We start from the raw sequence: 21,912 nt of genomic DNA on the forward strand, positions 1-21,912 counted from the left end.
GTCTGTCGCCATATGCCGCTTGGACTGTCATCTGCCGCCGCGAAGCCTGGCGAGGCTGCGCATAGGATGAACATCAGCCCAATCCCGGCACAAGTACAACGCTATGGCGCAGTCATGAATTACGTTCTCTATGCAGTGCCCTTCTTCTTCCTGCTGATCGGCCTGGAACTGCTCGCCGACCGCTGGCGCGGCATGCGCACCTACCGCCTGGCCGACGCCCTGAACAGCCTCAGCGCCGGCGTGCTGTCGCAGGCCACCGGCCTGCTGACCAAGGTGGTGGGTCTGCTGACCTACGCCTTCGCCTGGGAGCACCTGGCGTTGTTCGAGCTCTCCGCAAACAGCCTCTGGGTGTGGATAAGCGCCTTCGTCTTCTATGACTTCTGCTACTACTGGAACCACCGCCTGGGCCATGAGCGCAACGTGCTCTGGGCCGCGCATGCGGTGCACCATCAAAGTGAAGACTACAATCTCTCCACGGCGTTACGGCAGACCAGCACCGGTTTCATCTTCGGCTGGATCTTCTACCTGCCGATGGCCATCGCCGGTGTGCCGCCGCTGGTGTTTCTCACGGTGGCGGCGCTGAACCTGCTCTATCAGTTCTGGGTGCACACCCGGCACATTCCCAAGCTGGGCTGGTTCGAGTGGCTGTTCATCACGCCCTCCAACCACCGGGTGCACCATGCACAGAATCCTATCTACATGGATCGCAATTACGGCGGTGTGTTCATCGTCTGGGACCGAATTTTCGGCACCTTCCAGGAAGAGCTGGATGAGGAGCCGGTGATCTTCGGCGTCACCGTACCGCTCGCCAGCTGGAACCCGCTGTGGGCCAACCTGCAGGTCTATGCCGGGTTGTGGAACGATGCGTGGCGGGCCGCCTCCTGGTGGGATCGGCTGCGCATCTGGTTCATGCCCACCGGCTGGCGCCCGGCCGATGTGGCGGCGCGCTATCCGCAGGCCAAGCCGGACCTGGGCAACTTCCGCAAGTTCGACGTTGCCCTGGGGCGTGGTGCGCAGTGCTATGCCCTGCTGCAGTTCGTCTGTTACCTGCTGGCCGGTGTCTGGCTGCTCGCGCAAGGTGAGTCGCTGGCCCTGGCGGCGCTGCTGCTGGCCTGCCTGTGGGTCGCCCTGGGCCTGTGCAGCATCGGCCTGTGGCTGGAGAATCGCCCTGGCGCCGCCAGGCTCGAGTACCTGCGCCTGCTGCTCAACGTCCCGGCGTTGTGGCTGGCGGGTGCGCTGGGTGCGTTGAGCCTGGATGGCGGCGCCTGGGGCTGGCTGGCCGCCTACAGCCTGGCCAGCCTGCTGGGTATCTGGCTGGCGCGAGGCTCAGCCGCGCCGGCGCTGACTCCACCGGTATAGCCAGGCGAACGCAAGCAGCAGCACCACACCGGCGAGCAGCAGGATCTGGTAGTGGCGCAGCTCGTCGAGCAGGCCGCCCATGGCGTTGCCCAGGCTGTAGGCCAGCAGGCTGATGCCGCCGGCCCAGACGCCAGCGCCGATGGCGTCGAGCAGCAGGTAGCGCGGCCATGAATAGCCGGACAGGCCGATGGTCAGCGGCATCACCGTGCGCAGGCCGTAGAGGAAGCGAAAGCACAGTACCCACAGGTCCGGGTAGCGCCTGATCAGCCCGCTGGCGCGCTCGCCCAGCGGTTGCCAGCGCGGCTTGCGCGCCAGCAGGGCACGACCGTGGCGACGGCCGAGGTAGTACCACAGCTGGTCGCTGGCGAAGGTGCCGAGAAAGGCGCACAGCGCTACCCATTCGATCTGCAGCACGTTGCGCACGGCCATGTAGGCGGCCAGCAGCAGCGACACCTCGCCTTCGAGGAAGGTGCCGAGGATCAGGGCCGGATAACCGAACTGGCGGATCAGCTCTTGGAGCATGTGCTGCGCTCGTGGATCATGGGGGGGTGAAGACTACTCCGACCGCGAAAGGCCCGGAAGGTGGCAGGCCGTGCCACAATGTGCGACTGCCTGTGCGACGCGCAGTCGCACGAAGTAATGCGACCGTCATCATTTGGTCATAATGGTCGCTTATAACCGTCACACTGGCCCGTTCTTGCGGGCTCTGGAGTCTGCCGTGAGCGTTACCCCCGCCAACCGCCTGTTCCCCGCCACTCGCCTGCGCCGCAACCGTCGCGACGATTTTTCCCGTCGCCTGGTACGCGAGAACCGCCTGAGCGTCGATGACCTGATCCTGCCGGTATTCATTCTCGACGGCGAGAACCGTCGCGAGGCGATCGCGTCGATGCCGGGCGTCGAGCGCCTGTCGATCGATCAGCTGCTGGTCGAGGCCGAGCGCTGGGTGGAGCTGGGTATTCCGCTGATCGACCTGTTCCCGTACATCCCGACCGAGCGCAAGTCACTCGACGCCGCCGAGGCGTGGAACCCGGACGGGCTGATCCAGCGCGCCATCCGCGCGCTGCGCGAGCGCTTCCCGGAGCTCGGGGTGATGACCGACGTCGCGCTGGACCCCTACACCACGCACGGCCAGGACGGCATCATCGATGACGATGGCTACGTGCTCAACGACATCACCATCGACGCGCTGGTCCGTCAGTCGCTGTCGCACGCCGAGGCCGGCGCGCACATCATCTCGCCGTCGGACATGATGGACGGCCGGGTGCAGGCGATCCGCGAGGCGCTGGAGCTGGGCGATCACGTCAACACCCGCATCATGGCCTACTCGGCCAAGTACGCCAGCGCCTACTACGGGCCGTTCCGCGATGCCATCGGCTCGTCCGGCAACCTGGGCAAGGGCAACAAGTTCACCTACCAGATGGACCCGGCCAATGGTGACGAGGCGCTGCATGAAGTCGCCGCCGACCTCGCCGAGGGCGCCGACATGGTCATGGTCAAGCCGGGTATGCCCTACCTGGATGTGCTGTGGCGCGTGAAGGACACCTTCAAGGTGCCGACCTTCGTCTACCAGGTCAGCGGTGAGTACGCCATGCACATGGCGGCGATCCAGAACGGCTGGCTGACCGAGGCGGCGATGATGGAGTCGCTCACCGCATTCAAACGCGCCGGTGCCGATGGCATCCTCACCTATTTCGCCGTACGTGCGGCAGAACTGCTAAAACAGGGGCAATGACGCCCCCAGGAACCCAGCGATGAACACCGAAGGACTCACCAGCGAAGCGCTCGAAGGCTCCCAGCCGCAACCCCAGGTCGAGGTGGTGGCTGAGCAACCGGTGGTGGAAACACCGCCACCGCCGCCCCCCAGCCTGGATGACAGCAGCCTGTACATCCACCGTGAACTGTCCCAGTTGCAGTTCAATATCCGCGTGCTGGAGCAGGCCCTGGATGAGTCCTATCCCTTGCTGGAACGCCTGAAGTTCCTGCTGATCTTCTCCAGCAACCTCGACGAGTTCTTCGAGATTCGCGTCGCCGGCCTGAAGAAGCAGATCAACTTCGCCCGCGAACAGGCCGGCGCCGACGGCCTGCAGCCGCATCAGGCGCTGTCGCGCATCAGCGAGCTGGTGCACGAGCAGGTCGAGCGCCAGTACGCGATCCTCAACGACACGCTGTTCCCGGCCCTGGCCAAGCAAGGCATCAACTTCATTCGTCGGCGCTATTGGACGGCCAAGCTCAAGACCTGGGTGCGCCGCTATTTCCGCGACGAGATCGCGCCGATCATCACGCCCATCGGGCTCGACCCGACGCACCCCTTCCCGCTGCTGGTGAACAAGAGCCTGAACTTCATCGTCGAACTGGAGGGCGTCGATGCCTTCGGTCGCGATTCCGGTCTGGCCATCATCCCGGCGCCACGCCTGCTGCCACGGATCATCCGCGTGCCGGAAGAGGTCGGTGGCCCCGGCGACAACTACGTGTTCCTCTCGTCGATGATCCACGCCCATGCCGACGACCTGTTCCAGGGCATGAAGGTCAAGGGCTGCTACCAGTTCCGCCTGACCCGTAACGCCGACCTGTCGGTGGACACCGAGGACGTCGAAGACCTGGCCCGCGCTCTGCGCGGCGAGCTGTTCAGCCGTCGTTACGGCGATGCGGTGCGCCTGGAGGTGGTCGACACCTGCCCGAAACACCTGCGCGATCACCTGCTCAAGCAGTTTGGCCTGACCGAGGGCGAGCTGTACCAGGTCAACGGCCCGGTCAACCTGACGCGCCTGTTCAGCATCACCGGCCTGGATAACCACCCGGACCTGCAGTACGCGCCGTTCACCCCGGTGATCCCCAAGCCGCTGCAGAACTCGGAGAACATCTTCAACGTGGTCAGCAAGCAGGACATCCTCCTGCTGCACCCGTTCGAGTCCTTCACCCCGGTGGTCGACCTGCTGCGCCAGGCCGCCAAGGACCCGCACGTGCTGGCCATCAAGCAGACGCTGTACCGCTCCGGCGCCAATTCGGAGATCGTCGACGCACTGGTCGAGGCGGCGCGCAACGGCAAGGAGGTCACGGCGGTGATCGAGCTGCGTGCGCGGTTCGACGAAGAGTCCAACCTGCAGCTCGCCAGCCGTCTGCAGGCCGCTGGCGCGGTGGTGATCTACGGGGTGGTCGGCTTCAAGACCCACTCCAAGATGATGCTGATCCTGCGTCGCGAGAACGGCGAGATTCGTCGCTATGCGCACCTGGGTACCGGCAACTACCACGCCGGCAACGCCCGTCTGTACACCGACTACAGCCTGCTGACCGCCGATGTGGCGCTCGGCGAGGACGTCTCCAAGCTGTTCAGCCAGCTGATCGGCATGGGCAAGACCCTGCGCATGAAGAAGCTGCTGCACGCGCCCTTCACCCTGAAGAAGACCCTGCTCGACCTGATCGCCAAGGAAACCGCCGCGGCGGCCGAGGGCAAGCCGGCGCACATCATCGCCAAGTTCAACTCGCTGACCGATCCGAAGGTCATCCGCGCGCTGTACAAGGCCAGCCAGACCGGGGTGAAGATCGACCTGGTGGTGCGTGGCATGTGCTGCCTGCGGCCGGGCGTGCCGGGCGTGTCGCACAACATCCAGGTGCGCTCGATCATCGGTCGTTTCCTCGAACACACCCGCGTGTACTACTTCCTCAACGGCGGCGACGAGCTGATCTACCTGTCCAGTGCCGACTGGATGGAGCGCAACCTCGACAAGCGCGTGGAGACCTGCTTCCCGGTCGAGGGCAAGAAGCTCATCACCCGGGTCAAGAAGGAGCTGGAAAGCTACCTGACCGACAACACCCAGGCTTGGGTGCTGCAGTCCGACGGTCGCTACGTGCGCCAGCAGCCCACCGGCAACCAGAACCTGCGCAATGCCCAGGCCGGCCTGCTGGAAAAGCTCACCGCCCCCGTGATCAGCGCCCGGTAACAGCGGCTGCGCGCAACACCCTCTCCCGCTGGCGGGAGGGGCGTACGCCTCTCGCCCGCGCCGGGCGCGGCTTGGCGGGTGATCGCTACAGTCGCGCGCGGACCTGCTTGGGGCTGATGCCGAAGGCGCGCTTGAACGCCGTGGAGAAGTTGGCGGCGCTGCCGTAGCCGGCGATCCAGGCCGCCTGACTGACGCTCACCCCTTGCTGTTCCAGCGCTTCACGCGCCTGCTGCAGCTTGCGCTGGCGCTGATACTCGAACAGCGACGTGCCCTTGGCTGCCTGGAACTGCCGTTGCAGGGTGCTGGCGCAGCAACCTACCTCCTGGGCGATGTCCTCCAGTGACCAGCCATCGGCCGTACCGCTGTGCAGCAGCTCCAGGGTGCGGCGAATGCGTTGATGCTCGTGCGGACGCAGGTTGCTCGGTGCACTGGCCGACTGCCCTGTCAGCAGGCTCAGGGCCTCGCCGGCGATCTCCAGGGCGCGGCTTTCCAGGTACAGGTTCTCCAGCAGGCGATTGCCGCACCCGGGGTGGAGCACCTGCTCGGCCAGGGTCAGCAGGCGTGCCGAGGGTTGCCAGCGCAGCACGTTGAGCGGCCGATAGTCCCCCTGCAGCAAGGCCTTGAGCTCCGCCTGGGCCTCGAAACCGCTCGCTTCGAACCATTCCGGTGTCAGGCTGACCGACACCTTGCGGATGTGCTGGCCACGGCGCGCGCGGCGGGCGAACAGCATCGGTTCGTTGAGGGCGATGGTCACTCCCTCGCAGCCCGTGCGCGGAGTGCCGAAGGTGAACGGCTTGCCGTCGTAGCTGACCTCGCTGCGCCCCTGCAGGAAGAGGATGAAGTTCAGGTGCGGACGGGCCTCGGCCTGGGTGGCGAAATCCTGCAGTTCCAGGCAGTCGGAGCAGTGCAGTGACAGTCCGCTGCGCAGACGGCGCCAGCTCAGGTGGCCCTGGAACAGGCGGTCGGCACGGCTCTCGTCACCGACCAGGCGGATGGCGTCACCGGACAACTGGGCCAGCTCTCCGGCGCGGACGATGGGGGTACTGCTGGTCATCGGGGCACCTCTGCGTGCTTCTGGCGCAAAGAACAAATCTCGGCGCGCAAACCTCTTGCTGCAAACAGGGTGGCAGACTACGCCTCGCCATTTATTGATGCAAATCATTCGCATTAGTTGTTGTGCCGCCCGATTGGGTGGCACGCCGGGGAGGGGGTATGTACCTGCAATCGTGTCGTGAACACTCGTTCAATCCATTGGCCATCGCCGTGCTGCTGGCGCTGCCAGGGTTCGCCATGGCCGCCGAAGAGCCGCTTGAGCTGCAGCCTACCGAGGTGCTCGGTACGGCCCAGGAAGAACTCAAGCAGGCGCTCGGGGTGTCGGTGATCACCGCCGAGGACATCCAGAAGGCGCCGCCGATGAACGACGTCGCCGAGATCATCCGCAAGCAGCCGGGGGTCAACCTGACCGGCAACAGCGGCTCGGGTGCGCGCGGCAACAATCGCCAGATCGATATCCGTGGCATGGGCCCGGAGAACACCCTGATCCTGATCGACGGCAAGCCGGTCAGCTCGCGCAATGCCGTGCGCTATGGCTGGCGCGGTGACCGCGACACGCGCGGCGACACCAACTGGGTGCCGGCCGAGCAGATCGAGCGCATCGAAGTGCTGCGTGGCCCCGCCGCCGCGCGCTATGGCAGCGGCGCCGCCGGTGGCGTGGTCAACATCATCACCAAGAAGGCCGGCCTGGAGCACCACGGCAACCTCAGCCTGTACGCCAACATGCCCGAGCACAGCGAGGAGGGCGCCACCCGCCGCCTCAACTTCGGGCTCAGCGGCCCGTTGACCGATACCCTCTCGTATCGCGTGTACGGCAACCTGAACAAGACCGATTCGGACGACGAGGACATCAACGAAGGCCGTGCCGTCAGCGCCTCCAATGCTGCCCTGGCCGGTCGTGAAGGGGTGCGCAACCGCGACGTGGACGGCACCCTGACCTGGCGCCTCGACGAGTCGCAGACCCTCGAGCTGCAGGCCGGCTTCAGTCGCCAGGGCAACATCTACACCGGCGACAGCATGAACAACCTGTCCAGCAGTGCCGTGGTCGACAACTACCGCAGCGCCTGGATCGGCCGCGAAACCAACCGCATGTACCGCAACACCTACGGCGTCACGCACCACGGCGACTGGGATTTCGGTACCACGATGAACTACCTGCAGTACGAGCGCACGCGCAACAACCGGCTCAAGGAAGGCCTGGCCGGTGGGCCGGAGGGGGCGATCTACAGTGACCAGTTCGGCACCATCGAGCTGGAGAGCCTGACCGCGCACAGTGAAGTGAGCCTGCCGATCTCGGCCGTGTTCGAGCAGGTGGTGACGCTGGGGGCGGAGTGGAACGAGCAGCGTATGGAAGATGGCGTCTCCGATCTCGCCGCGATCCAGAGCGTCGGTTACCCGACTCGCTTCGATGGCGACATCGCCATGCGTACCGCATCGCTGTTCGTCGAGGACAACATCGAGTTGCGTCCCGGCACCGTTCTCACGCCCGGATTGCGTTATGACCACAACAGCCTGAGCGGCGGCAACTGGAGCCCGTCGCTCAACCTGTCGCATCGCCTGGACGACCACTTCACCCTCAAGGCCGGTATCGCACGGGCCTACAAGGTGCCCAACCTGTACCAGAGCAACGCGTCCTACGCGCTGTACAGCAACGGCCTCGGCTGCTGGGACTTCGTCACAGGCGGGCCGGGCTGCTTCCTGGTGGGTAACGAGAATCTCGAAGCGGAAACCAGCGTCAACAAGGAACTGGGCATCGAGTTCGAATCCGCCGACTACCATGCCAGCCTGACCTGGTTCCGTAACGATTACCGCGACAAGGTCGAAGCGGGCCGTACACCGGTGGGTTCGGTCAACTTCACCCAGGGCAGCAGCACGCGCGTGGCCAATGTGTTCCAGTGGACCAACATTCCGCGTGCGGTGGTCGAAGGCTTCGAGGGTAACCTGAAGATGCCGCTGGCCAGCAGCCTGAGCTGGAACACCAACTTCACCTGGATGCTGCAATCGAAGAACAAGGAGACCGGCGAGCCGTTGTCGATCATCCCCGAGTTCACCGTCAACTCCACCCTCGACTGGCAGGTGACCGACCCGCTGTCGCTGCAGACCACGGTGACCTGGTACGGCCGGCAGACGCCGGGCAAATACGACTATCAGGGCAACGTGCTGAGTGGCGATGCACGGCGGGAGATCGCTCCCTATGCGCTGGTCGGGGTCGGCGGCACCTATGCCATCGACAAGAACTGGAGCATCGGCGCGGGCGTCAGCAACCTGTTCGACAAGCGCCTGTACCGCGAGGGCAACAGCCGCGAGGCCGGTGCCTACACCTACAACGAGCCGGGGCGCACCTTCTACGCCAGCCTCAGCACCAACTTCTGACGGCCTTGCCCAATGGTGGATGAAAAGAGCGTCATCCACCCCACGGTTGCAACACGCGGTCTCACGTAGGGTGGACGACGCTTCACCCGTCCACCGTTTGCTGTACGCGGTGGTGGATGAGAAGAGCGTCATCCACCCTACGGTTGCAACACGTGGTCTCACGTAGGGTGGACGACGCTTCACCCGTCCACCGTTTGCTGTACGCGATGGTGGATGAGAAGAGCGTCATCCACCCCACGGTTGCAACACGCGGTCTCACGTAGGGTGGACGACGCTTCACCCGTCCACCGTTCGGTATACGCGGTGGTGGATGAAAAGAGCGTCATCCACCCCACGGTTGCAACACGCGGTCTCACGTAGGGTGGACGACGCTTCACCCGTCCACCGTTCGATGTACGTGATGGTGGATGAAAAGAGCGTCATCCACCCTACGGTTGCAACACGCGGTCTCACGTAGGGTGGACGACGCTTCACCCGTCCACCGTTTGCTGTGCGCGGTGGTGGATGGCAAGCGCGTCATCCACTCTCCAATCCCGATAACAGCGGGTCCACCCGCCGCCACCTGATGAGCCTTCCTGCATGATCCGATTCCAAGGCGCCGCGGTTACCGCCTCTGCCTCGCTGTACATGACCAAGCTGTGCAAGCACTTTCGCCACAAGATCGCCGTGGAGTTCGATGAGCTCCGCGCCGATGCACGTTTCCCGTTCGGGCGCTGCCTGATGCAGGCCGATGCGGACAGCCTGCGCTTCGACTGCCAGGCCGATGACGACGAGGCTGCCGCACGCATCCGCTTCGTGCTCGACGACCACCTGGTGCGCTTCGCCCGCCGGGAAAACCTGAGCATCACCTGGAGCGAGGACATGGCCGATGAGGGCTAGTGTCGTCCTCTGCCTGCTGGCGCTGCTGTCCTCTCCTGCGCTGCAGGCCGAGCCCTGGCAGCCGGTGACGCTGGCGCAGGCGGAAATGCGCGAGCTGCAGTCCTGGCATACCGGGCGCACCTATCGCCTGTACCTGTCCCGGCCGCAGGGCGAGGCGCCGCCGCAGGGCTACCCGGTGGTCTATGTGCTCGATGCCAACCTGTTCTTCCCGCTGCTGTCGCAGCAGGCGCTGATGTATCAGCCGCATGCCTCCCGCGACGGTCGCGAGGCCGTGCTGGTGGTGGGCATCGGCTACCCGGGCGATGCGCCTTTCGATGTCCCGGCGCGTGCCGAGGACTACACGCCGCCCGCGCCGGACATGCGCGACACCGGTGATCGGCTGGCCACCCGGCAGGGCGGCGCCGAGCGCTTCCTCGACTTTCTCGAGGATGAGGTCAAACCACTGGTCGCCACGCGCTACAAGGTCGACCCGCAGCGGCAGACGCTGTTCGGCCACTCCTACGGCGGCCTGTTCACCCTCTACACGATGCTAAGCCGTCCACAGGCGTTCCAGCGCTATTTCGCCTCCAGTCCGTCACTGTGGTGGAACCGGCGCTATGCCTTCGATCTGTTGCAGGCCCACGCAGGGCAGGAGCACCGACCGCAGGTGCGCCTGCTGCTCAGCGTCGGAGGTGGCGAACAACCTGCGGCCGGTGCAGAGCTCAAGGATGCGCGGCAACGGCACCTGGCCGAACGGCGCATGGTGGACAACACGCGTGAATTCCATCAGCGCCTGAATGCGCTGGGCCTGCCCAACGAGCTGCTGGTGGCCCCGGGGCGCGACCATGCCGGCAATGCCTTCGTCAGCAGCGTGCAGGTGCTGGACTTCGCGCTGCAGCCGTAGGGCGGGTGCAACCCGCCAGGCAACGCTGGCAGGGGGCCGCCGCCCTGTCGAGGTCGGGGAGGGTCAGCGCACGCTCAGCGCCAGGTCGATGCGCTTGAGCCACTCGGCCTCGGCCTCGAAGTCGGCCTGGGTCAGCGGGTTGGCCGCCAGCCAACCGTCGGGGAAATGAATTTCCAGGCTGTTGTCGCCGATCTTGAACTGCACCTCGGGCATGCTCTGGGAGCCCCGGATGTGGTGGAAGAGAATGGCGAAACGCAGCAGCACGCACAGGCGCATCAGCTGCACGCCTTCCTCGCCGAAGTCGGCGAACTTGTCCTTGGGGATGTTGCGGCGGTGGCCGCGTACCAGCAGTGCCAGCATCTGCTGGTCCTGGCGCGAGAAGCCGGCCAGGTCGGAGTGTTCGATCAGGTAGGCGCCGTGCTTGTGGTACTGGTAGTGGGCGATGTCCAGGCCCACCTCGTGCACCTTGGCGCCCCAGCTCAGCAGCTCGCGGTGCCAGTCGTCGGTCAGGCCCCAGTCGCCGGCCACCTTGTCCAGCGCCGAGAGCGCCTTGCTCTCGACCCGTGCGGCCTGGTCGACGTCGACGTGGTAGCGCTCCATGAAGGCCGACAGGGTGCGTTCGCGTACATCCTCGTGCTGATGGCGGCCAAGCAGGTCGTACAGCACGCCTTCGCGCAGGGCACCCTCGGAGTGGGTCATGCGCTGGATGTCGCAGGCGTCGAAGATGGCTTCGAGAATCGCCAGGCCGGCCGGGAAGATGCCACGGCGATCCGGCTTGATGCCGTCGAGGTCGATCTTCTCCACCTCGCCGAGCTTGAACAGCTTGCGCTTGAGCCAGGCCAGGCCTTCGAGCGTGACTTCGCCACTGCCCAGGCCGGCCGCCTTGGTCGCCAGGCCGATCGCCTTGATGGTGCCGGAAGCGCCCACGGCGTCCTCCCAGCCGAGGCGGCGCAGGCCCTGCTCGATGCCCATCAGCTCCAGGCGCGCAGCGGTGTAGGCCTGGGCGTAGCGCGCCGGGGTGATCTTGCCGTCCTTGAAGTAGCGCTGGGTGAAGCTGACGCAGCCCATCTGCAGGCTTTCACGCAGCAGCGGCTCGAAGCGCTGGCCGATGATGAATTCGGTGCTGCCGCCGCCGATATCGGCGACCAGACGCTTGCCCGGCGTGTCGGCGATGCTGTGGGACACGCCCAGGTAGATCAGGCGCGCTTCCTCTCGACCGGAAATCACCTCGACCTGGTGGCCGAGAATCTCCTCGGCACGGCGGATGAACACCGCCCGGTTGCGCGCTTCACGCAGGGCATTGGTGCCGACCACGCGCACCGCGCCTTCCGGCAGGCTGGTGGTGAACTGGGCGAAGCGGCGCAGGCAGTCGAGGCCGCGCTGCATGGCTTCTTCACTGAGCTGGCGTTCGTCGTCCAGGCCTGCCGCCAGCTGTACCTTGTCGCCGAGCCGCTCGAGGATGCGGATCTCGTGATTGTCGGCCTTGGCCAGCACCATATGGAAACTGTTCGAGCCCAGGTCGATGGCGGCGATCAGGGGGAAACTCTCGGCAGGGGCTTGGGGCATGATGGCGGCATCTCGTTCGATTTCCGCGCCATCCTGCCACGACTGAGCGGATGAGCCAACGCATACGGATGTCGCAGAATGGCCGATCCGCTGCTCATGCCGGCTGGCGGATCAGTGAACAGGGTAGTCCTGGCCCCAGAGCCGCACCGACACGCCGCTGTCCATCGGCCCGGCGAAGATGAAGACCTGGCGTACGCCTGCGTTCGCCGGAACGGTGATTTCGTCCGGATTCTGCAGCCCTGGCAGCAGCGGGTTGGCGTAGCCATCGGCGTCGATCGCCAAGAGCGCGCCGGTCTGCGTCAGATTGATCAGGCGCAGTTGCGTGGCGGAAGTATTCTTCAGGCCGAGCGTGACGCGCAGGTTGTCGCCGTCCGGCTGCGTTTTCAGCACGTCGACCTGGACGATGTCCGCCATCTGCTCGTGGTTGGAGATGACCTGTGCGCCATCGGCGCCCTGGGCCGACTCGCGGCCATCGATTACGCCTTCGGTGATGCCGCCCAGCAGGTTCTTCCCGGCCGATATCGCCGAGGACACCGCCGCCTTGGCCGACTCCTTGATGGTGCTGCCTTCGCTGCCTGTCTCGGCGCAAGCGCCGGTGCTCAACAGCAGCATGCCGATCACGGCCGGGACTGTACGGAGAGAAACCATCTGATGCTCCTTGTTGGGATGGCGCGGCTGAGTCGTGCGGCAAGCCGCCCTGAGCCGTCATGTTGCTTCCTGCTGCTCAGCAGACCCTGTGCGCAGGCACGAGGCGAGCCTGTCGCGGCTCGCCGGAGGGCTGCGTCCGAGCGCTAGCCTGTGGCAAAACCGCCGCGACGGCAAGGTCCCCCAGCGGGGATTGCGACGGAGTGACGTGACCTGGAACCCCGGTCACGAAATCACAGGTGCCTTACGCCCCGGAGTATCCAGGGCGCAGCACCTGTGCCCGCGCAGGTGGCGCCGTGCGATGCGCCCAATGGCTCAGAGCAGGGCTTGCAGCGGTCGTTCGAGCATCCGCTCTTCGCAGTTGTGGCCATTGCCGCCGCGATCCACCACGAGGAAGCGAGCGGGGCGTTGCAGGCTCAGCAGCGGGTGGTGCCAGGTGCCACGGGCGTAGTTGATGCCTTGATCCGCTGCGCTGACGAAGGCACGGATGCGCGACTCGTCCAGTTCGCCAGGCGGGGCGACGACGATCAGCATGCGTCCGCCGTCCACCGGGTAGAACGCCTGGCTGCCCAGAGGGTGTCGTTCGAGCATGCGAATCTCGATGGGTGCATGCCAGGCCTGACCCTCGAACAGGTTGACCAGGGTACGCGGCGCCTCGCCGGCCAGTTCCACCCGGGCCAGGTCGTGATAGCGGGTGGTGGTCCCGGCGTTGATCGGAAAGGAGCGGGCACCGGCGGTCTCGATCACCTCGCCGAACGGGGCGAAGGCCTCGCGGGTCAGCGGCTCGATGTGCAGCGGCAGGGGCGGCATGGCGTTCACAGGTTCACCGAGCCGATGAAGTTGCGCAGTTCCTCGGTGTGCGGCGCGGCGAACAGTGCCTTGGGGTCGCCGATCTCGTGCACCTTGCCCTGGTGCATGAACACCAGCTTGTCGCCCACTTCGCGGGCGAAGCGCATCTCGTGGGTGACCATGATCAGGGTCATGCCTTCGCTGGCCAGTTGCTTGACCACCGCCAGCACCTCGTTGACCAGCTCGGGGTCGAGCGCCGAGGTGATCTCGTCGCACAGCAGTACCTTGGGCGACATGGCCAGTGCGCGGGCGATGGCCACGCGCTGCTGCTGGCCGCCGGAGAGGCGCTCGGGGTAGGCGTCGAACTTCTCGGCCAGGCCGACCCGTTCGAGCATCTGCCGGGCGACGGCCTCTGCGTCGGCGCGCGAGGTCTTCTTCACCACCTGCGGTGCGAGCATGACGTTCTCGCCGACGGTCAGGTGCGGGAACAGGTTGAACTGCTGGAACACCATGCCGACCTTCTGCCGCAGGCTGCGCAGGTCGGCGCGGGCGGCGTCGATGTACTCGCCGTCCACTTCGATCACGCCGTCGTTGATCGACTCCAGGCCGTTCAGGGTGCGCAGGAAGGTGCTCTTGCCCGAACCGCTGCGGCCGATGATGGCGACCACTTCGCCTTCCTCCACCCTGAGGTCGATGCCCTTGAGTACATGGTTGTCGCCGTAGTACTTGTGCAGCGCGGTGACGTTAAGCAGTGACATTGAGCCTCCTTTCCAGGCGGTATGCAGCGAGGGACAGCGGGTAGCAGAGCAGGAAGTAACCGAGGGCGACGAAGCCGTAGACCATGAAGGGCTCGAACGTGGCGTTGGCCAGCATGCTGCCGGTCTTGGTCAGCTCGGTGAAACCGATGATCGAAGTCACCGCAGTGCCCTTGACCACCTGCACCGAGAAGCCGACGGTGGGCGCCACGGCAATGCGCAGCGCTTGCGGCAGGACCACGTGGCGCAGGGTTTCCAGGCGACTCATGGCCAGGCTCTCGGCGGCCTCCCACTGACCTCGGCCGATCGATTCGACGCAGCCGCGCCAGATCTCGGCGAGGAAGGCGCTGGTGAACAGGGTCAGGGCCGTGGCGGCTGCCAGCCAGGGCGATACGTCGATGCCGAGCAAGGCGATGCCGAAGAACACCAGGAACAGCTGCATCAGCAACGGCGTGCCCTGAAACAGCTCGATGTAGCCACGGGCCAGGATGCGTGGCGCAGACAGGGGCGACAGGCGTGCCAGCAGGACCAGCAGGCCGGCGATGCCGCCGCAGACGAAGGCCACCAGCGACAGCAGCAGCGTCCATTGCAGGCCGGTGAGCAGGTTGCGCAGGATGTCCCAGAGGGTGAAGTCCATCAGCGGGCTCCCATGATGAAGCGACGGCCGACCCAGGCCAGCAGCTGGCGGATCAGGATGGCCATGAGCAGGTACAGCGCGGTGGTCAGCAGGTAGGTCTCGAAGGCGCGGAAGTTGCGCGACTGGATGAAGTTGGCGGCGAACGACAGCTCCTCGGTGGAAATCTGCGAACACACCGCAGAACCCAGCATGACGATGATGATCTGGCTCGACAGCGCCGGCCACACCTTGCCCAGGGCCGGGCGCAGCACCACGTGGCGGAAGGTCTCGAAGCGGCTCATTGCCAGCGCGGCGGCGGCTTCCAGCTGCCCGGCCGGAATGGCCTGGATGCCGGCACGGATGATCTCCGTGGAATAGGCGCCGAGGTTGATCACCATCGCCAGTACGGCGGCCTCCCACTCGCTCAGGCGCACGCCGAGCGAAGGCAGGCCGAAGAAGATGAAGAACAGCTGGACGATGAATGGCGTGTTGCGGATCAGCTCCACATAGACGCCGAAGATGCGCTCGAACGGGCGGATGCGCCAGGCGCGCAGTATGGCCCCGACGATACCGAGGCCGACACCCAGCAGGGTGCCGACCGCAGTCAGGCCGAGGGTGAAGGCCGCGCCCTGCAGCAGCAGGTCGCTGTGCTGCAGGACGGCGGCGAAGTCGAACTGGTACGCCATGGCTCGGCTCCCGCGCGGCTCAGAGGTCAGCCGGCAGCGGTTGCTTCAGCCACTTCTGGCTGATCGCGTCGAGGCTGCCGTCGGCCTTGGCGGCGGCGATGATGGCGTTGACCTTGTCCAGCAGCGCGGCCTGGTTCTTGTTCACCCCGACGTACACCGGCGAGTCCTTGAGCTTGAGCTTCATGCTCGGCACGCGCTTGGGGTTCTTCTCGGAGATGGCCACCATCACCACGTTGCCACTGGCGATCAGGTCGACCTGGCCCGACAGGTAGGCGGCGATGGTCGAGTTGTTGTCCTCGAAGCGCTTGATGGTGGCGCCTTTCGGGGCGACGTTGCTCAGCTCGATGTCCTCGATCGAGCCACGGGTGACGCTGATGGTCTTGCCGTCGAGGTCATCGAGGCTGGCGATGCTGGCGTCTTCCGGGCCGAACACGCCGAGGTAGAAGGGTGCGTAGGGCGAGGAGAAGTCGATCACGGCCTCGCGCTCGGCGTTCTTGCCCAGGCTGGAAATCACCAGGTCGACCTTGCCGGTGGTGAGGAAGGGAATGCGGTTGGTGCTGTTGACCGGGGTCAGCTCGAGTTTCACCGCCAGCTTGTCGGCCAGCAGCTGTGCGGTGTCGATGTCCAGGCCGCGCGGCTGCAGGTCCGGGCCGACCGAGCCGAATGGCGGGAAGTCCTGCGGCACTGCGACTTTCAGTGTGCCGGCGGCGCCGATGTCCTGGAGTGCGTCGGCGTTGGCGCTGGTGGCGCCGAGGGTCAGGGCGGCGAACAGGGTGGCCAGCAGGTTGCGATGGATTCTGCGCATGTCGTGCTCCAGTGAAAGGATGAAAACGGATGGGTTTTGCACGGGATCGTGCAGTGCATCGGTTGTGCCAGAATCAATGAAATAGCGGCTTGCATCGCCTCAGGCGAGTGTTGATAAGGTCTTACTGGTCTGAACAGTTGCGGTAATTGACCGATTGGTCAGATGCAATCCTGTGCCATCTCGGTGCGTTCCTTCGCAGGCCTGTTCCACAAGGGGGCGTCGCTTGCCTGAAGTGGGTCTCTGGCCTTACAAAGGCGGCTCCACTGGACTGACCGGCCCGAACAGCCATGAATGCTTCTGCTCCTTGCGCGGTACCCGAGTACGCTCTGCAGGCGATTCGTCGCCTGATCGAGGAGGAGGGCTATCGCCCCGGCGATGCATTGCCGTCGCAGCGCGACCTGGCCGAGCGCCTCGGCGTCAGCCGCGCCTCGTTGCGCGAGGCCCTGTCGTCGCTCAGCGCCCTGGGGCTGGTCAGCGTGCAGGCCGGCAAGGGCGTGTTCGTCCAGGAGGCGCCGAAGGTCGAGGCTGCGGGCGGTTTCGTCTGGCCCTTTGCCGCGCAGGTGTCGGCGGCCGACACCTTCCAGCTGCGCTTCGCCCTGGAGGGTTTCGCTTGCGGGCTGGCGGCCGGCGTGATGACCGCCGAGGAATTGGACGTCCTCGAAGACAACGTCGAGCAGATGCGCCAGGCGTTGCGCGCTGGGGATTTCGAGCAGGCGACGCGGCTGGATTTCGAGTTCCACCGACGCATTCTCGCCGCCAGTGGCAACCAGGCGATGTTCGCCCTGGTGACCTCCAGCGCGGACATCTTCCTGGAAAGCCAGAAACTGCCGTTTATCCGTCCCGAGCGGGCCATGGAAACCTGGCAGGAACACCGCAAGATCCTCAAGGCCCTGGCCCGGCATGCTGCGGGGCCGGCGCAGAAGGCCATGCAGCAGCACATTCGCGCCGCAGCGCTGCGCACCGGCATCGCCTTCACCACCCTGGGTGATTGAGGCTTACCCCACGGGGGTATTGAAAGGCTCAATCGCCAGCGCCTTTCGGTGACACTCAAGCCGGGCTATGATGTCGCCACTTTTTGCTTCCGAATATACGGAGACTCTCATGAGCGAATTCATCACCAACGTCAGCGACTCCAGCTTCGACCAGGACGTCATCCAGGCTGAGGGTCCGGTTCTGGTCGACTACTGGGCTGAGTGGTGCGGCCCGTGCAAGATGATTGCACCGGTGCTGGACGAGATCGCCAAGGAATACCAGGGCAAACTCAAGGTGTGCAAACTCAACATCGACGAGAACCAGGAAACCCCGCCGAAGTACGGCGTGCGCGGTATCCCGACCCTGATGCTGTTCAAGAACGGCAACGTCGAGGCGACCAAGGTCGGCGCCCTGTCCAAGTCGCAACTGGCTGCGTTCCTCGACAGCAACATCTGAGTCGCAGGGTGGTGGATGAGATCAGCGTCATCCACCCCACGCTGCCTGATGAAGACCCCGCTTTTTGCGGGGTTTTTCATTTTTTGGGGTAGACGCTGTATTTTCGTGGTGTTAAATTCGGCCTCGCTGCATTTTCTATGCAGCCCTCTGCACGCCGTCGCCGATTCATTCCTATACGAACTCGTTCGCGATCCTGTCGCCTTCTCTGCGGCGCGGCCTCTCAAGCTAACAGCTTTCTTCTCCTCTCGATGATCACGTCATTCCTATGAATCTGACCGAACTCAAGCAAAAGCCGATTGCCGAACTGCTGGACATGGCCGAACAGATGGGCCTGGAAAACATGGCCCGTTCGCGCAAACAGGACATCATCTTCGCCCTGCTGAAGAAGCATGCCAAAAGCGGCGAGGAAATTTCCGGTGACGGCGTGCTGGAGATCCTCCAGGACGGTTTCGGCTTCCTGCGCAGCGCGGACTCCTCCTACCTGGCCGGCCCGGACGACATCTACGTCTCGCCCAGCCAGATCCGCCGCTTCAACCTGCGTACCGGTGACACCATCGTCGGCAAGATCCGTCCGCCGAAAGAAGGCGAGCGTTACTTCGCCCTGCTCAAGGTCGACAGCATCAACTTCGACCGCCCGGAGAACGCCAAGAGCAAGATTCTCTTCGAGAACCTGACGCCGCTTTTCCCCAACAAGCGCCTGACCATGGAAGCCGGCAACGGCTCCACCGAGGACATCACCGGCCGTGTGATCGACCTCTGCGCGCCGATCGGCAAGGGCCAGCGTGGCCTGATCGTCGCCCCGCCGAAAGCGGGCAAGACCATCATGCTGCAGAACATCGCGTCGAACATCACGCGCAACAACCCGGAAGTGCACCTGATCGTCCTGCTGATCGACGAGCGTCCGGAAGAAGTGACCGAGATGCAGCGCACCGTGCGCGGCGAAGTGGTCGCCTCCACCTTCGACGAGCCGCCGACCCGCCACGTGCAGGTTGCCGAGATGGTCATCGAGAAGGCCAAGCGCCTGGTCGAGCACAAGAAGGATGTGGTCATCCTGCTCGACTCCATCACCCGTCTGGCTCGTGCCTACAACACCGTGATCCCGAGCTCCGGCAAGGTGCTGACCGGTGGTGTCGACGCCCATGCCCTGGAGAAGCCGAAGCGCTTCTTCGGTGCCGCGCGCAACATCGAGGAAGGCGGCTCGCTGACCATCCTCGCCACCGCGCTGATCGAGACCGGCTCGAAGATGGACGAAGTGATCTACGAGGAATTCAAGGGCACCGGCAACATGGAGCTGATCCTCGACCGTCGCGTGGCCGAGAAGCGCACCTTCCCGGCGATCAACATCAACAAGTCGGGCACCCGTCGTGAAGAGTTGCTGACCGGCGAGGAAGAGCTGTCGCGCATGTGGATTCTGCGCAAGCTGCTGCACCCGATGGACGAGATCGCCGCCATCGAGTTCCTCATCGACAAGCTGAAAGCGACGAAGACCAACGACGAGTTCTTCCTGTCGATGAAGCGCAAGTAAGACCTTGCGCTGTGCCACGAGGCCGGGGAAACCCGGCCTTGTCGTATCTGGAGGCTTTCAAGCCTTCTGAAAGCCCGACTTCGGCGCTAAACTTTACGGCTGACCCAAGCCAGCCCGACACGAGGCTCCTGCATGCAGTATCGCGACCTGCGCGACTTCATCCGTGAACTGGAAAAGCGCGGCGAACTCAAGCGCATCCAGACCCCGGTATCCCCCGTTCTGGAAATGACCGAAATCTGCGACCGCACCCTGCGCAAGGGTGGGCCGGCGCTGCTGTTCGAAAAGCCCACAGGCTTCGACGTGCCGGTGCTCGGCAACCTGTTCGGCACGCCCAAGCGCGTGGCGCTGGGCATGGGCGCCGAGGATGTGTCCGAGCTGCGCGAGATCGGCAAGCTGCTGGCCTTCCTCAAGGAGCCCGAGCCGCCGAAAGGCCTCAAGGATGCCTGGAGCAAGCTGCCGATCTTCAAGAAGGTCATCTCCATGGCGCCCAAGGTGGTCAAGGACGGACCCTGTCATGAGGTGATCGAGGAGGGTGACGACGTCGATCTGGGCAAGCTGCCGATCCAGCACTGCTGGCCGGGCGACGTGGCGCCGCTGATCACCTGGGGCCTGACCATCACCAAGGGCCCGAACAAGGAGCGGCAGAACCTCGGCATCTACCGCCAGCAGGTGATCGGCCGCAACAAGGTGATCATGCGCTGGCTCAGCCACCGTGGCGGTGCGCTGGACTACCGCGAATGGTGCCAGAAGCATCCGGACAAACCGTACCCGGTCTGCGTGGCGCTGGGTGCTGACCCGGCGACCATCCTCGGCGCGGTCACCCCGGTGCCCGATACCCTTTCCGAGTACGCCTTCGCCGGGCTGCTGCGGGGCCATCGCACCGAGCTGATCAAGGCCGTCGGCAGCGAGCTGCAGGTGCCGGCCAGTGCCGAGATCGTGCTGGAGGGCGTGATCCATCCGGGCGAAACCGCACCGGAGGGGCCCTACGGCGATCACACCGGCTACTACAACGAGGTCGACACCTTCCCGGTGTTCACCGTCGAACGCATCACCCGCCGCCGCGAGCCGATCTACCACAGCACCTACACCGGCCGCCCGCCCGATGAGCCGGCGATTCTCGGCGTGGCGCTGAACGAGGTATTCGTACCGATCCTGCAGAAGCAGTTCCCGGAGATCACCGACTTCTACCTGCCGCCCGAAGGCTGTTCCTACCGCATGGCGGTGGTGACCATGAAGAAGCAGTACCCCGGCCACGCCAAGCGCGTAATGCTTGGTGTGTGGTCGTTCCTGCGACAGTTCATGTACACCAAGTTCGTTATCGTCACCGACGACGACATCAACGCACGGGACTGGAACGACGTGATCTGGGCGATTACCACGCGCATGGACCCCAAGCGCGACACGGTGATGATCGACAACACGCCGATCGACTATCTCGACTTCGCCTCGCCGATCTCCGGCCTGGGCTCGAAGATGGGCCTGGACGCCACCCACAAGTGGCCGGGCGAGACCACGCGCGAATGGGGTCGTGCCATCGAGAAGGACCCTGCGGTAGTGGCGCGGGTCGATGCGTTGTGGAGCGAGCTGGGAATCGATTGATGAATGTGACCCTGCAACCTTCCGGCGTCACCCTGGCCCTGCAGCCGGGCGAGCGCATCCTCGACGGCGCCCGGCGCCTGGGCTACGAGTGCCCGCAAAGCTGCCGCAACGGCAACTGCCATATCTGTGCGGCGCTGCTGGTCGAAGGGCGGGTGCTGCAGTCCGGTGTCGAGCTGGACCATGGCGAGCTGTTCACCTGCCTGGCCGAGCCGCTGGAAGATTGCGTGCTGCACTGGGATGGCGTGCTGGCGCCGGGCGAGCTGCCGGTGCGTGAGCTGAATTGCCAGATGATCGAGTGCCTCGACGTGGGCGGCGACGTCTATCGCGTGCGCCTGCGCACGCCCGCCGGCAAGGTGCCGCGCTATCACGCCGGGCAATACCTGCTGCTGCAGCGCCCGGACGGCGAGATGGCCGCTTTCTCCCTGGCGTCGGCACCGCATTCCGGTCGCGAACTGGAACTGCACATCCTGGCGCGTGAAGACAGCACCCGGCTGCTGCTCGAGCACCTGCGCGAACACGGCTTCGCCCGCGTGCAGATGCCCTATGGCGATACCCACCTGGCCGAACTGCCGGCAGGACCGCTGGTGCTGATCGCCGCCGGCACCGGCATGGGCCAGATGCACAGCCTGATCGAACACTGCCGCGCCAGCGGCTTCGCCCACCCGGTGCACCTGTACTGGGGCGCACGTCGTCCCGACGACTTCTATCAACTTCCGCATTGGGCCGAGTGGCAGCAACTGGCCAATCTGCACCTGCATCAGGTGGTCAGCGACCAATGTGGCTGGCAGGGTCGTTGTGGTCTGTTGCACGAAGCGGTGCGCGAAGACTTCTCCGACCTCAAGGCGCTGCACGTCTACGCCAGCGGCTCCCCGGCCATGGTCTACGCCACGCTCGATGCGCTGGTCGACGCCGGGATGGACGCGCACCAGATGCGCGCCGATGTGTTCGCCTACGCACCGCGTGGCTGAACTGAAAAAGCCGCCAATAGGGCGACTTTTTCAGGGGGTGGCATA

General features: G+C 65.0%; 20 protein-coding genes. 11 read left to right on the forward strand and 9 right to left on the reverse strand.

Translation table 11 applies throughout. The annotated features are described in order from the left end of the window. Window positions 1–114: 114 nt before the first annotated feature. Window positions 115–1,359, forward strand: a complete 1,245-nt coding sequence (locus FIV02_RS01500; protein WP_152487594.1) for a sterol desaturase family protein — start codon at window positions 115–117, stop codon at window positions 1,357–1,359. Here the strand turns inward: FIV02_RS01500 and FIV02_RS01505 are convergent. Beyond that, a complete protein-coding gene (locus tag FIV02_RS01505; RefSeq protein ID WP_047588833.1) occupies window positions 1,327–1,881 on the reverse strand; it encodes a DedA family protein in 555 nt (184 codons plus the stop codon). The genes FIV02_RS01500 and FIV02_RS01505 overlap by 33 nt on opposite strands. Before the next feature lie 196 nt (window positions 1,882–2,077). Here FIV02_RS01505 and hemB point away from each other — a divergent pair, with 196 nt between their 5' ends. Beyond that, the gene (gene hemB / locus FIV02_RS01510) at window positions 2,078–3,091 is read left to right on the forward strand and encodes a porphobilinogen synthase (RefSeq protein WP_037052854.1); all 1,014 of its coding nucleotides are present in this window, start codon (window positions 2,078–2,080) and stop codon (window positions 3,089–3,091) included. Between the two features lie 19 nt (window positions 3,092–3,110). Continuing rightward, window positions 3,111–5,297, forward strand: a complete 2,187-nt coding sequence (gene ppk1, locus FIV02_RS01515) for a polyphosphate kinase 1 (protein ID WP_152487595.1) — start codon at window positions 3,111–3,113, stop codon at window positions 5,295–5,297. Between the two features lie 85 nt (window positions 5,298–5,382). Here the strand turns inward: ppk1 and FIV02_RS01520 are convergent, their stop codons facing one another. Continuing rightward, window positions 5,383–6,351, reverse strand: a complete 969-nt coding sequence (locus FIV02_RS01520; RefSeq protein ID WP_152487596.1) for an AraC family transcriptional regulator — start codon at window positions 6,349–6,351, stop codon at window positions 5,383–5,385. 158 nt (window positions 6,352–6,509) lie between these two features. Between FIV02_RS01520 and FIV02_RS01525 the strand changes: the two genes are divergently transcribed. The 3 genes from FIV02_RS01525 (at window position 6,510) to FIV02_RS01535 (ending at window position 10,485) form a co-directional block, all read left to right on the forward strand. Next, window positions 6,510–8,723: a TonB-dependent siderophore receptor gene (locus FIV02_RS01525; protein WP_152487597.1), complete on the forward strand. Its 2,214-nt coding sequence runs from the start codon at window positions 6,510–6,512 to the stop codon at window positions 8,721–8,723. 579 nt (window positions 8,724–9,302) lie between these two features. Further along, window positions 9,303–9,602: a DUF2218 domain-containing protein gene (locus tag FIV02_RS01530; protein ID WP_152487598.1), complete on the forward strand. Its 300-nt coding sequence runs from the start codon at window positions 9,303–9,305 to the stop codon at window positions 9,600–9,602. Then, window positions 9,592–10,485 (forward strand): alpha/beta hydrolase, encoded by an 894-nt coding sequence (locus FIV02_RS01535; protein WP_152487599.1) that lies wholly within the window; start codon window positions 9,592–9,594, stop codon window positions 10,483–10,485. Before FIV02_RS01530 ends, FIV02_RS01535 begins: the two co-directional genes overlap by 11 nt. Window positions 10,486–10,548: 63 nt before the next feature. On the opposite strand, the gene ppx is transcribed toward FIV02_RS01535, so the two are convergent. From ppx to FIV02_RS01570, 7 genes are all read right to left on the reverse strand, one after another. Next, complete coding sequence (gene ppx / locus FIV02_RS01540) at window positions 10,549–12,051, reverse strand: exopolyphosphatase (protein WP_047588850.1); 1,503 nt, start codon at window positions 12,049–12,051, stop codon at window positions 10,549–10,551. Between the two features lie 111 nt (window positions 12,052–12,162). Beyond that, the gene (locus FIV02_RS01545; RefSeq protein ID WP_371923224.1) at window positions 12,163–12,699 is read right to left on the reverse strand and encodes a hypothetical protein; all 537 of its coding nucleotides are present in this window, start codon (window positions 12,697–12,699) and stop codon (window positions 12,163–12,165) included. Between the two features lie 312 nt (window positions 12,700–13,011). After that, the gene (locus FIV02_RS01550; protein ID WP_371923225.1) at window positions 13,012–13,506 is read right to left on the reverse strand and encodes an ureidoglycolate lyase; all 495 of its coding nucleotides are present in this window, start codon (window positions 13,504–13,506) and stop codon (window positions 13,012–13,014) included. Window positions 13,507–13,511: 5 nt separating this feature from the next. Continuing rightward, entirely contained in the window at window positions 13,512–14,243 is a 732-nt protein-coding gene (locus FIV02_RS01555; RefSeq protein ID WP_037052868.1) for an amino acid ABC transporter ATP-binding protein, read from the reverse strand. After that, entirely contained in the window at window positions 14,230–14,880 is a 651-nt protein-coding gene (locus FIV02_RS01560) for an amino acid ABC transporter permease (protein ID WP_172979201.1), read from the reverse strand. The genes FIV02_RS01555 and FIV02_RS01560 overlap by 14 nt, the downstream gene beginning before the upstream one ends. Further along, on the reverse strand, window positions 14,877–15,542 hold the full coding sequence (locus FIV02_RS01565) for an amino acid ABC transporter permease (RefSeq protein WP_037052874.1): 666 nt from the start codon (window positions 15,540–15,542) through the stop codon (window positions 14,877–14,879). Before FIV02_RS01565 ends, FIV02_RS01560 begins: the two co-directional genes overlap by 4 nt. Window positions 15,543–15,561: 19 nt before the next feature. Next, window positions 15,562–16,347, reverse strand: coding sequence for a transporter substrate-binding domain-containing protein (locus FIV02_RS01570; RefSeq protein WP_152487602.1), 786 nt, complete (start codon window positions 16,345–16,347; stop codon window positions 15,562–15,564). Window positions 16,348–16,634: 287 nt separating this feature from the next. Here FIV02_RS01570 and FIV02_RS01575 point away from each other — a divergent pair, with 287 nt between their 5' ends. The 5 genes from FIV02_RS01575 to FIV02_RS01595 all read left to right on the forward strand — a co-directional run bounded on the left by FIV02_RS01575 (window position 16,635) and on the right by FIV02_RS01595 (window position 21,867). Then, on the forward strand, window positions 16,635–17,339 hold the full coding sequence (locus FIV02_RS01575; protein ID WP_152487603.1) for a FadR/GntR family transcriptional regulator: 705 nt from the start codon (window positions 16,635–16,637) through the stop codon (window positions 17,337–17,339). Between the two features lie 109 nt (window positions 17,340–17,448). Continuing rightward, window positions 17,449–17,775, forward strand: coding sequence for a thioredoxin TrxA (trxA, locus tag FIV02_RS01580; RefSeq protein ID WP_047588854.1), 327 nt, complete (start codon window positions 17,449–17,451; stop codon window positions 17,773–17,775). A gap of 265 nt (window positions 17,776–18,040) precedes the next feature. Then, window positions 18,041–19,300 (forward strand): transcription termination factor Rho, encoded by a 1,260-nt coding sequence (gene rho, locus FIV02_RS01585; protein WP_037052884.1) that lies wholly within the window; start codon window positions 18,041–18,043, stop codon window positions 19,298–19,300. A 132-nt stretch (window positions 19,301–19,432) separates the two neighbouring features. Then, a complete protein-coding gene (gene ubiD, locus FIV02_RS01590) occupies window positions 19,433–20,899 on the forward strand; it encodes a 4-hydroxy-3-polyprenylbenzoate decarboxylase (protein WP_152487604.1) in 1,467 nt (488 codons plus the stop codon). After that, window positions 20,899–21,867, forward strand: a complete 969-nt coding sequence (locus FIV02_RS01595; RefSeq protein ID WP_047588856.1) for a CDP-6-deoxy-delta-3,4-glucoseen reductase — start codon at window positions 20,899–20,901, stop codon at window positions 21,865–21,867. Before ubiD ends, FIV02_RS01595 begins: the two co-directional genes overlap by 1 nt. Window positions 21,868–21,912 lie beyond the last annotated feature (45 nt).

It is taken from the genome of Pseudomonas sp. THAF187a (assembly GCF_009363395.1).
Classification (GTDB): domain Bacteria; phylum Pseudomonadota; class Gammaproteobacteria; order Pseudomonadales; family Pseudomonadaceae; genus Aquipseudomonas; species Aquipseudomonas khazarica.